This window comes from Solibacillus sp. FSL W8-0474 (assembly GCF_038004065.1).
GTDB classification, from domain to species: domain Bacteria; phylum Bacillota; class Bacilli; order Bacillales_A; family Planococcaceae; genus Solibacillus; species Solibacillus faecavium.
Genome location: NZ_JBBOQJ010000001.1, coordinates 1,721,189 through 1,733,298 on the forward strand (window position 1 = coordinate 1,721,189; position 12,110 = coordinate 1,733,298).

At 37.0% G+C, this 12,110-nt stretch carries 11 protein-coding genes; 8 read left to right on the forward strand and 3 right to left on the reverse strand.

The window, feature by feature from the left end:
* Positions 1-6: 6 nt before the first annotated feature.
* From NYE67_RS08485 to NYE67_RS08495, 3 genes are read left to right on the forward strand one after another with little or no spacing between them, the layout of a single operon-like run.
* Positions 7-369 (forward strand): response regulator transcription factor, encoded by a 363-nt coding sequence (locus NYE67_RS08485; protein ID WP_340729729.1) that lies wholly within the window; start codon positions 7-9, stop codon positions 367-369.
* Positions 362-3,175 carry an ATP-binding protein gene (locus NYE67_RS08490; protein ID WP_340729730.1) on the forward strand — a complete coding sequence of 938 codons (2,814 nt, stop codon included), beginning with the start codon at positions 362-364 and terminating at the stop codon, positions 3,173-3,175. Before NYE67_RS08485 ends, NYE67_RS08490 begins: the two co-directional genes overlap by 8 nt.
* 20 nt (positions 3,176-3,195) lie before the next feature.
* Positions 3,196-4,428 (forward strand): DNA polymerase IV, encoded by a 1,233-nt coding sequence (locus tag NYE67_RS08495; protein ID WP_340729731.1) that lies wholly within the window; start codon positions 3,196-3,198, stop codon positions 4,426-4,428.
* A gap of 420 nt (positions 4,429-4,848) precedes the next feature.
* Here NYE67_RS08495 and NYE67_RS08500 read toward each other — a convergent pair whose 3' ends face one another.
* A complete protein-coding gene (locus tag NYE67_RS08500) occupies positions 4,849-5,349 on the reverse strand; it encodes a nucleoside-diphosphate sugar epimerase (protein ID WP_340727784.1) in 501 nt (166 codons plus the stop codon).
* Between the two features lie 246 nt (positions 5,350-5,595).
* On the opposite strand from NYE67_RS08500, the gene NYE67_RS08505 reads away from it, so the two are divergent.
* The 4 genes from NYE67_RS08505 (at position 5,596) to NYE67_RS08520 (ending at position 10,231) form a co-directional block, all read left to right on the forward strand.
* Positions 5,596-6,660: an aldo/keto reductase gene (locus tag NYE67_RS08505; protein ID WP_340727785.1), complete on the forward strand. Its 1,065-nt coding sequence runs from the start codon at positions 5,596-5,598 to the stop codon at positions 6,658-6,660.
* A 575-nt stretch (positions 6,661-7,235) separates the two neighbouring features.
* Positions 7,236-8,720 (forward strand): MFS transporter, encoded by a 1,485-nt coding sequence (locus NYE67_RS08510; RefSeq protein WP_340729732.1) that lies wholly within the window; start codon positions 7,236-7,238, stop codon positions 8,718-8,720.
* A 122-nt stretch (positions 8,721-8,842) separates the two neighbouring features.
* Positions 8,843-9,292, forward strand: a complete 450-nt coding sequence (locus NYE67_RS08515) for a protoporphyrinogen oxidase (protein WP_340729733.1) — start codon at positions 8,843-8,845, stop codon at positions 9,290-9,292.
* Positions 9,293-10,231 (forward strand): TRM11 family SAM-dependent methyltransferase, encoded by a 939-nt coding sequence (locus tag NYE67_RS08520; RefSeq protein ID WP_340729734.1) that lies wholly within the window; start codon positions 9,293-9,295, stop codon positions 10,229-10,231.
* Positions 10,232-10,440: 209 nt separating this feature from the next.
* On the opposite strand, the gene NYE67_RS08525 is transcribed toward NYE67_RS08520, so the two are convergent.
* Positions 10,441-10,758 (reverse strand): hydrolase, encoded by a 318-nt coding sequence (locus NYE67_RS08525; RefSeq protein WP_445683011.1) that lies wholly within the window; start codon positions 10,756-10,758, stop codon positions 10,441-10,443.
* Positions 10,759-11,016: 258 nt separating this feature from the next.
* Positions 11,017-11,169, reverse strand: a complete 153-nt coding sequence (locus NYE67_RS08530) for a YjcZ family sporulation protein (protein ID WP_339216413.1) — start codon at positions 11,167-11,169, stop codon at positions 11,017-11,019.
* A 373-nt stretch (positions 11,170-11,542) separates the two neighbouring features.
* Between NYE67_RS08530 and NYE67_RS08535 the strand changes: the two genes are divergently transcribed.
* Complete coding sequence (locus tag NYE67_RS08535; protein WP_340727790.1) at positions 11,543-11,881, forward strand: hypothetical protein; 339 nt, start codon at positions 11,543-11,545, stop codon at positions 11,879-11,881.
* Positions 11,882-12,110: the final 229 nt, after the last annotated feature.

Sequence of the window (12,110 nt, forward strand, 5' to 3'; positions counted from 1 at the left end):
GGAATAGTGAATAGAATATTAATAGTAGATGATGAAGAAATATTAAGAATGCTTATTTGCGACACACTGGAAGAATTTAATTTTACCATTGATGAGGCGGACAACGGTTTGGATGCGTTGAATAAGATGCAGCAAAACAGTTATGATTTAGTTTTTCTCGATTATATGATGCCGGATTTAACCGGTATAGAAGTAATTGAAAAGCTTTCGCCTGAGTATAAAGAGAATACGCCGATTGTGATGCTGACTGCGAAAGCACAGGAATCGGACCGTCAAATTGCAATGGAAAAGGGCGCTAAATATTTCATATCAAAACCATTTAGCCCGATAAAATTAATTTCCTTTGTAGAGGAGCTAAGTAATGCCTAAATTAATTCCCACAGTAAAAAAAAGCGTCCGAAATCAGTTTGTTCGGATGCTTGTGTCGATGCTATTTTTATTTATATTATTTGTGGGGGCATTTTTTGTTTACACAAGCTTAACGAATGAAAGATTGATAGAAGAGCGCGACGACATCAATGAAAAGGCACAGCTCGTTAGGAAGTTGGATGAAAGCTTCAATGGGATTTTCTTTCGCTCAAGAGGATATTATGCTTTTAAAGCGACCAATGAATTAAATGCTCTTTACGATGAAATGAATAAGTTTGAATTGCATCTAGAGGAGTTTGGGAAATTGCCGCTTTCTAATGAAGAAAGACTTTTATATGAGGATTTAAGTGACTTTATAATTGTTTACCGAAATGAAATTTTGCCAAAAGCAATGGGCTATGTCGAGGAAGATAATTACGAAGCGCTGCGTGAATTGTCGAGTAGTGGAACAAATGATTTGGTAAACGATTTCATTTCATATACGAAAACATACACTGCTGAAACGGATTTAATCGTAAGGGATTTATTTAATCGAACACTAGAGCAAGTGCAGCTTTTGACAGTTTTATATATATTATTTGGCATGATTGTCGTCGTCATTATCGGAATTATATTGCGGAAGGTTATTCAAAATTTAATCTCGCCGATTGAAAAGTTAACAACGGCAACAGATGCCTTTGCTAGTGGCGTCTATGTAGATATAACCCCACTTAAGAAGAAAGAGGATGAGCTCGGTTTATTAGCTACTTCCTTTTATAATATGACGCTATCCATACAGGATAAGGAAGAAGTATTAACGACTCAAAACGAAGAATTAATGGCACAGCAGGATGAGCTTCAGGGGAACCAGGAACAGCTGAAACAATCATTGAATCAGCTGCAGCAATATAGTGAGCTGAATCACGTATTGACTTTCACATTGGACAAAGGTAAGTTGCTGGAAGATTTGCATGCCTATTTGCGCAGTATTTACGAGTTCGATTCGAGCCTCCTGTATTTAGTAGGGAGCGATGAATATGTATCGAAAGGGCTGGCAAAGGAGACAACTGAACGATTAATCAAAAGTCTAGATATTGATAAAATTGCCAGGCTGGAAGAAGAAAAAACATTTGTCATTTGTCGGGAAGTTAATCCCTCTCATCAACATATAGCGGGCGCAACCTATTATGCATATGATTTATATTCATGTATACTAAATTCCGAAAAAAAGATTGTCGCTATCCTATTGGCAACACGCGAGGGAAGAAAGTTCACGGCAACAGACTATTCAGATATCAATGGTCATATGAATCAAGCCTCGATTGCCTTTGAACGGATATTTATGTATGAGGAAGTAGAACGCGCGAGAAAACTAAACCAAAGCATTATCGATACAACAAATGAAGGAATTCAATTCGTCTCGATTTATGGGGAAGTATTGCTTTTAAACGAAGCGCTCTTTAAAATTATTCGCTATCCGCATTATGGAATTCAGGATAAAGTCCCGCAGGAAGTTTGGATGAAGCATTTCCAAAGGATGGTGTGCGAACCGGAAGAGCTGATTTCTTTCTTAAAGAATGCCATTATTGAACAATTTACGAATACGAGAACAATGCGTTATTCGATAAACGATGACATCACGGCATTTATAGAAGTTTATGCGACAAGCGTATTTGAAGGTGATGAAAAGGTAGGCACAATGTTTGTTCACCGTGATATTACAAGTGAATACGAAGTGGATCAGATGAAGTCAGAGCTTGTGAGTACAGTAAGCCATGAACTACGTACACCGCTATCGAGTGTATTAGGCTTTACCGAACTGCTATTGACGAAAGAAATGCAGCCAGAACGCCAAAAACGTTATATAGAGACGATTCATAAAGAAGCAAAACGTTTAACGAACTTAATTAACGACTTTTTGGATCTTCAGCGTATGGAGTCAGGAAGACAAGTGTATGTCATGGAGAAAGTAGCGTTTAATGAAGTAGTTCAAGAAGTATTGAATAAATTCGACTTTAATTCGCAATATAAAGTTCAATTTGAGGACTTATCCGAAAGTTCATTTGTGAAAGCGGATGAAGAGCGTCTAGTACAGTTATTAATCAATTTAATCGGGAATGCAGTTAAGTTTTCTCCAAATGGCGGCGATATTATTATTCGGGCGGAGAAAAGTGAGAACTGTCTCAAAGTATCGATTCAGGATAATGGGATCGGCATACCAGAAAATGAAATTCCGACATTGTTCCAGAAATTTAAGCGCATCGATAATAGCTCCCGACGGAAAATAGGGGGTACTGGATTAGGTCTCGCTTTAAGTAAGGAAATCGTTTCAAATCATAATGGGGAAATTTGGATAGAGTCTCAGGAGAATGTTGGCACAACGGTTTACTTTACATTACCATTGTTTGAACAAGCCAATATTGTAAATAGGGAGGACTTATCTGGGCATAGGTCTAGTTCCAATCCAACGGTTATGATTGTAGAGGATGATTTTAGCCAGGCACTGTTATTATCGGAGGAGCTAAAAAGCAAAGGATTTTCGATTTTATATCATGAAGATATCGAGCGAGCAATGGACGATGCTCAGCAAGTGCCGTTAGTAGGAATCGTTATGGATTTGAAGTTTGGAGAGAATCTACTCGGAATGGATTTAGTCGAGTTTTTACGTACGAATGAAAAGACAAAAGACATACCGATTATTATTTCGTCTGCATTAGATAAGTCGATGGTTGATGTGGAAAAATACAACGTGGAAAAATACTTTACAAAGCCATATCCACCTGATGAACTGTCTACACTGTTATTAACTTTAATCGAAGAAAAATAAAATGGATAGGAGGTGGGAAAATGGCAGCCAACATTATTTTTCATTTAGATATGAATAGCTTTTACGCATCTGTCGAACAGGCGCATGATCCAAGTTTAAAAGGAAAACCAATAGCTGTAGCCGGTAATGTAAAAGAACGTCGCGGCATTATTGTGACAAGCTCTTATGAAGCGCGCGCAAAAGGCATTTATACGACGATGAATGTAGCAGAAGCAAAAAGGTTATGTCCTGAGCTGCTATTATTACCACCGGACTTTCCGAAGTATCGAGCAGCCAGTGCAGCGATTTTTTCTATATTACGAAGCTATACAGAAATCGTCGAGCCGGTATCCATTGATGAAGGGTATATGGATGTAACTGAGCTTTCAAAAACGCGGCACCCGTTACAAATAGCGGAGGAAATTCAGCAACGCATATTACATGAACTTGATTTACCGTGTTCAATCGGTATAGCCCCGAATAAGTTTTTAGCGAAAACGGCTTCGAATATGAAAAAGCCGATGGGGATAACGGTTTTAAGAATCAGGGAATTAAAAGAGCTACTCTGGCCGCTACCTGTCGTATCAATGCACGGAGTAGGGGAGAAAACAGCCAAAAAATTAAATTCCATTCAAATTTTCACAATCGGTGATTTAGCCAATGCCAATGAACGGACTTTATACAGTGAGCTTGGCAAAAATGGTGTCCGCCTGATTAAGCGGGCGAATGGGATTGATAATCGAGCGGTCGATCCAAACTCGATATTCGATACGAAAAGTGTCGGCAATTCAACGACACTGCCGAGGGATGAAAGTGAGTATTACATTTTAAAGGAAACGTTTGAGAAGTTAAGTAAGAGTGTTGCGGAACGGTTAAAGGTAAAGTATTTAGCAGGAACAACCGTAACGATTCAAATTCGGAATTATGATTGGCAAAATTCATCACGTAGTAAAACGGTTCGTAATGCCGTTCATCAGGCAGATGAAATTTTTGAAATCGCCTGGAAGCTGTTCACGGATTACTGGGATGAAACACCTGTCCGTTTATTGGGTGTTACTGTTTCGAATGTGGTGGATCAATCAGAACTAACACAGCAGCTGAATTTGTTCAATTTCGAGCAGCATATTAAAGATGAACCGATTGTGCAATTAGTCGATTTAATTGAAACGAAATTCGGAAAAGGGGCAATTAAGCGCGGTGTCCGGGTAAAATCCAAAAGCTATGCCTCTAAAACAAGCTTTAGCAAGGACTTTTTGGATGATCATATGAAATGAATTTTTAGGGTAGGAACATGAAACATACTAACATTAGTAGTACAAACCAAGACCATGGTTTGTGCTACTATTTTTTTATAGTAGAAGTGAAGAAAAGCCAAACTGACACAACCTTTTCGCCACTTTTGAGCACTGGAACTTTAATCGCCACTTCTTTCACGATATTGGTCACTACAGTTCACATATTCGCCACTCACTCCAGCTTATTCGACACTTCACCACTGATATTCGTCACTTGCATTTTTATTGTCCACTTTAGCACACTTATTCGCCAGTTCAACGCCGATATTCGTCAACTGACACAACCTTTTCGCCACTTTTGAGCACGGGAACTTTAATCGCCACTTCTTTCGCGATATTAGTCACTTCAGTTCACTTCTTCACCGATAAAGCGTTTCTCTCAAAGATTGAGACACGATATTATTTTACCTTTATATTTTCTATATAAAGATCCACATCTTTCATCAATTGTTTGAATAAGACGCGGTTTTTCTTTTTAATATTGATTTTTTTTCTTGCGGATTTTAAAGAGAATTCTTCATGAACAATACAGCTTCTAAGATTTGCTAATAATTTTGTATTATTTTTAAAATTTAAATGATCTCCCAATTTCTCTTCTAAATCAAGAATGATATTTTTATCGGATGTATTTTTATATTTATGCTTAAAAATAACTTTATAAATGTCTTTTAATAGTTGTTCAGTTAATGAATACAGCTCTACTGTGAGCGTTGCATATTTTCGATCTCTGCGCCTTCCATAAAATTCGTCCAATTCATAATTACTTAATAGCTCCACCCATTTAAAAGTACCTGATTGATTCGAAGTATTTTTTACAACTTGCTGAAATTCCTTTTCAACTAAGTAAAGATCTGCAAATGCATGGTCCTTTAATTTTTTGATTTCTTTCTTTTTACTCATCTGAAACACTCCTTCCATCGATTGATTTTAATGTTCATTCGGTGTTGCGCCATTGTGCAGCAACTCGCCTATATTTTCATACCCGAAATATTGTGCTATTCAACCTTTTTTTCCCTCCCTGACACGACAAGGAGGCTTTTTTATAAGGAATGTTTTGACTTATTTCAAGAAAAGGCAAAGTTCTTGATGAGAGAATGTTTTATTTAATGCGGAACGTGGAAAAACCCATGCATAGGAGGGATGATGATGGATTATAATTTATTTGGCAAATCAGATTTGAATGTTTCTAAATATGCTTTAGGTACGGTAATGTTCAGTACAAATGGTCTTGAAGAAGCAGGGGCGATGGATCAGGCAACGGCAAACTATATGGTGGATTATGCATTAGATCATGGCATCAACCATTTCGATACAGCGAATATGTACACGAAGGGTGATGCAGAGGTTATTTTTGGCAATGCGATAAGAAATAAGCGCCAAGATATGATTATCAGCAGTAAAACAGGATTTCAACTGATAGATAAACCCACGGATACAGGCGCTATACTGAACGTTGATTCATCTATTGATATACTCTTAAAAAGACTTGGTACGGACTATCTGGATTTATATTATGTACATTCCTGGGATGGGCAAGTACCGGTAAGCGAAACTGTCGAAATGATGAATGACCTCATTAAGAAAGGGAAAATTCGTCATTGGGGGGTATCTAACTATAGCGGCTGGGCGCTTGCGAAGACACATACGTGGGCAGTAGAAAATAATATGATCCCGCCAATTGCACAGCAAATCTATTACACACCAGAATCACGTGAGGCAGAGTACGAAATTTTGCCGGCCGGTAAAGAATTAGGGATTGCTAATAGTATTAGATCTCCACTAGGCGAAGGGCTGCTCACTGGTAAATATACAAGAAATAATAAAGCGGAACTTGCTACAAGGCAAGGGAATGGTTGGCCGGAAACATATATTAAAAACCCGGATTTATTTTATAATTTAATCGATGTATTGCAAGATGTGGCTTCAAAACATAAGGCGACAGTAGCGCAAGTTGTTCTAGCATGGTTACGTGATCGACCAAATGTAGATTCAATTGTTTTGTCGGCAAGAACGAAAGAACAGTTGCATGAAAACATTGCATCCTACAGTCTGAAATTAACTAACGAGGATATTTCACAAATTAATAGTGTCTCAGCACTTGAACCGATTTATCCATTATGGCATCGTGCAATCAATTCATTAGATAGAGCTTCAGATGCAGAAAAGGTATATTTAGATGAATTCAATAAGTTAATTGAAAGCAAAATTTAATAATATATGAGACGAACAATCACGAATTGCTTAAAATATTGTGATTGTTCGTTTTTCAAAATACTGAAATTTATGTACATAAGGGAAAAAATTAGTATGAACGATCTGAATAGGGGGGGCATTAGTTTTTGCTTGACTGTTTCGAGAGAAAATTAGTTGTTCGGAGTGAAGGCGGCGACTCCCAGGGGATAAGCAAAATTTATTTTGCGACGAGTAATCGCAGGAGCACGCGGGAGAGCGAAAGGAACAAAAGCTAAAAACGCCACGTCCTGTGGCAACGCTTTTGTGACCAACATCCTGTTGGCCTCGTGCCCCCAGGAAAGCGTCCGCCGTAACGGAGAACAACGGCTACAAAGTAGACAGATAATAATAATCCTTATCTTTTATAGTCACCTAATTCATTGAAACTATACTTCTGATTACTAAGTTTTATTTATATTTTAAATAACTGTAAATATGTATATCCTATAAAAGTCTAAAATTTGACATTTATATGAGAATAATTTTCATTTAGTTAGGTAACATCGAAATACCCATGCTATAATAGGAGGGATTTCATTCTTCAGGAGGACATAATGGGAATACATCCGATACGTTTTTTACGAATAATGGGCTTACTTGATGGTTTATCGCTCATTACGTTATTATTTATTTCCATGCCATTTAAATACTTTGCTGATTTACCGCAGTTCGTGACGATAAATGGCAGTATTCATGGTGGCATATTTATACTTTATTTACTAGCAATTGCTATTGTTCAATTACGCATTCAATGGAATATCGGCTGGTCCTTTTTAGCCATTTTTGTCGCATTTATACCTTTTGGTAATTTTGTTTTCGATTCTAAATTAAAAAAAATGCAGCCGTTATTACATATAAAGCCATTTCCTAAGCAGTGGCTTGTTTATGCTATTATTTTCTTTTCTTTCTTTGACCTATTTGTACAACTGCCGATTATGAGTACATATGCTCTTTCTGTAGGAGCCTCTACGTTTGTTGCAGGAATTGTTGTGGGACTGTACTCATTTATGAATACGTTCGGGAATATATTTTCAGGTATTTATACGGACAAAATTGGAGCATTTCGAATTTTGGTCTTTGGCCTATTTGTTTCTGTAGCATCACTGCTATGCTACCAGCTTGTCGATAATACGACGGTACTACTAATTGTCCGTTGTGTTCACGGTTTCAGTAGCGGATTTATAACACCGGCCGCATTTACACTGCTTGCAAATATGCGGGCAGCAAATGAACAAGGCAGTGGGAGTGCGTTTACGGGCTCATTTGTTGGGATCGCCGCAATTGTTGGACCAGCCTCGAGCGGTATTTTAGCAAGTAAAATATCTGTGGCGAATGTATTTAGCCTTGTTGCGTTATATGGGCTTGTACTATTGATCGGCCTACTTCTCTTTTTGCGTAAAACACAGTTGCCTAAACGTGAAAAGAAAAAGACTTCTGAAACGTTGCATTGGAACAGTAATTTGCTAAAAGCATATGGTGGAGCCTTTTTCCTCATGTTTTCTCAAGGGGTGCTGGCGTACTTATTGCCGATTTATGTGCAGGATTTAGGGTATGGCTCCAGAGTAGCCGGGACATTACTGAGTGTATTCGGTATCGTAGCTGTATTGATTTTTATTTTACCAACGAACAAAATATTTGATTATCTTAATGCCCAATACACATTGTTAATCGGCGTTCTATTAATGGGGGTTGCCCAAATAGGCATTGGACTGGCATCTGAAATGACAATGCTTTATGGCATTCTAGCACTATACGGAGTCGGGTTTGCATTTTTATTCCCATCCATTAATGCGCTCCTAATTGAAGCTACGACGCAGGAAATTCGCGGAAAAGCATATGGTTATTTTTATGCGTTTTTCTCTATTGGCGTTGTTGCCGGATCATCGGTGCTAGGCGCACTTAATTTAGTAGGGACACCTGGATTTGTGTTTACAGGGGGGATTTTGTTTACGTTCTGTCTCATTATCATCATTTCATTAATTAAATCAAATAGCTCGTTACTGAAAGTGAGCCGTAAAGAAAATTTACATCAATCATAAAGCTGATGCGCCAAAGTACGTCAAATTTCGACTAAATACTTTCTAATGCGCATTATTCGATTGTCATGTATACTAAACAAGGTGAAATTTACGAGCGAATTATATTTGAAAGGATTTAAAACATGATGAAATTAAATTTAGAAGTATTAGAACGATGCAGTAAAGAAACAGAAGATACAATTACTGCAGAAAGTAGTGCATTTGCATCGACGCCTATTCAATATTTGAAGGAAAATCAAGGCGAATTTATATATGTCGAATGTGCACAATTTAATGACATCCGTATCGATGCCGTTGCCCTTGAATATGATGATGCATTTAACTTATATACGGCTTTGTTCGGATTAAAATTACAAAAGAAGCATAGCGAAGCAATCCGCAGTTATTTAAAGGGGCATGTAAAATCTGCTCTAGGCAGTAGCAGTGCAGCCTTTTCTGGTCAAGAAGGGCTTTGGGAACTGAATATTGCAGTTGATTGTATAGAAGGCTTTAATGATCAGTTATCAATCGAACAAGTATGTGAATTACTTTATGAATTTGTTGCGCAATTAATAAAGACTGTCGAAAAATAAATGACAGAAAAGTATTTATACAGTTTTGCCTGGCGAAAAGATGAATATGAACTTTCACGACTGGAAATGCGCACATTTTTTAATTTTCATGTAGAAGGTAATGTTTTAATGAGCCAGAAAAAAGTAGAACCAAGTCGAAGCCCTTATATGCGACTAAGACTTGATATACTACTTGAAGGAAATACGTTTGAACAACTTGTAGAAACTGCTAAACAGCTACAGTTAGGAGAACGGACTTTTAAAATTCATTGTTTAAATAATAGTAGAGATGCGATCGAGCCAGCTTTAAACCGTACGATTCGAAATGAGTATATGCTAAAGCTTAGCTATGCGATAGAAGCTGAACCGGATTTAGAACAGCCTGATATAGTACTGGGGTTAGCTATTCATGAGGGTACCTTTTATTTAGGGGAGCTTGTTGCCGGGGAGTCTGTATGGCTGAAGCATATGCAAAAGCCCGAAATGTACTCCACTGCGCTTAGTACGCGTGATGCGCGGGCTATTGTGAATATTGCAGCTCCATATCCGGATGGATTGAAAATTATTGATCCATGCTGCGGAATTGGTACTGTCTTAGTTGAGGCAATGAGTATGGGCATTAATATCGAAGGACGGGATATGAATAAGCGTGTCGTATGGGGTTCACGTATTAATTTACGCCACTTCGGATATGAACCGAATGTAGAGATCGGACCAATTGAAGAAGCGGAAGAAGGATATGATGTAGCAATTATTGATATGCCGTACAATTTATTTACACATATATCGAGTGAATTGCAGCAGAGTATAATTACAAATGCACGACGAATCGCAAAACGGGTCGTCATCGTAACAATCGAAACGATGGATGATAAAATCCAAAACGCCAATTTAACGATTAAAGACCGGGCTATATTGAAAAAAGGCAATTTCGAGCGTCAAGTTTTAATATGTGAATAAGTAGGCAGGAGTAATACCATTGCGATTACTTATTACGAACAAGGCAGTGTTAAAAGTCAGAAGACTGATAACACTGCCTTGTTTTTTTATAAGGTAATCAGTTAATCGAATGGAATACGCTGGTACCATGATGGAGAGTATTGGCTCACAATAGTGGAGTTGAATGACAGAAGAAAGACCACTTTTTTAAGAGAGTGGTCTACTGAAACTTAGTCTACTTCAATTCGTAGAGCATCAATTTTTTGACAGTCTACGATAAGAGTTGAACCCCGTTCTATTGTTGTATCAATAAAGAATGCACAGCAATTATTATGGTCAAATCTTTTAAAAACGACATCTTCTAATATTTTACCTCCGGATAAGAAAACGTCAACTTCTGTACCTTTTCTTAATTCTCTTAATAGGTCACAGATACAACCATTGCAACGACCTTTATTATTACCAGAATTTGATTCACTTCTACATTTGCTACAATTACAACCCATTTGTAACACCACTTTTCTTGTCTGTTTTTGTAAGGCTAGCATTACATTAATAGACTATGATTTGAAAATAAAAAAAGTTAGGTACGTAACTACATAGAATATAGAATTTTTGATAAAGAATTAGTAGGTAAAAGAACTAAAGTGTGCAGTAGTAAGGTTCGAACTAAATATGTATGTGAGGGGGGAACGATAAAAGGATCACTCTGGGGTGGCGGGAAAGTGATCCTCGTTACAAAATACATTAAAAAGATGACAAGCTATTCTTAATTGACCATAATCCCTAACACTTACTACTTTTTGTTAGCATTTTTTGTTTGGTAGGAAAGTAGCACCGACAAGAACTAAAAGTATGAAAAGTACGACGATTAAAACGAACGTTAAACTATTGTTATTGCTATAACTATTGTATCCACCATAACCACCATAGCAATTACCATATCCTGAATAGTCCATTAAAATCCCTCCTTCCGTCTTATATTATTCTTAAAAGGGGGAGAAAATAGGGCAAAAGTACAGGAATAAGTTTGTAGTGCAGATATAGTTATGACTCTTAAACGGGCTCTTCATTATATAGCAAATAATTACATTAGCTGTAAAACTTTTATTTAACAAAACAGCGCTTCAATCATTTTCCCTATGAATTGTGATACAGGGAAAGTCCGATAGTGTCGCTAATTGTAAGTCATTGTTTAATGTGTAATTTGGATAAAATAAATAAAAATGGAAATTATATGTTAATGTACTAATGTGCAATGGAGTATTCTGCATTCTCTTATAGAAGAAATATGGAAGCTTAGATGTACAAAAAATATTGGAGAGTGATAGAGTGAATTGGTTGAAGTATGTTATTGGATTATTAATAGTAATAGCTTTATGTACTGTTATTTGGTTTATTCGTCCTACGAATGATCAATTAGAGGTAAAAGTAAGTGCTCTAGAAGAACAAATTGGTCGTCATTACTTAAACGACCTCAGTTCATTGGAAAGAACAGCTGAGCAACTCCTGGAATATGATTTAAGTCTACCTATTACTGAAGAAAACGGAAAAATAATTGATGAACTTTCCCGAGATTTAGACACTATATTGGACAACCTCTTTTTTGAGCATCCGTTTATGTACTCAGAAGAAAGTACAATAATACATTCAAAATGGCATAATGAATAATCAAAAGCAAAATGGAATTTACCGTTTTATGGTAAAGAAGTTCCGCTTACAAAAGAAGAAGCTGCCGACTTATATCAAATTCTCCAGGCAAGTCGTTTCATTGCTAAGGATTTTAGAGATATTGTTAGGTACGCTAATCAATCCGCATATGATGCAATGCACGATAAAGAGCACGAAATGGTAGAAAGAATCAATTACCGTCTATCTATTAAATATTAATTTAACAATA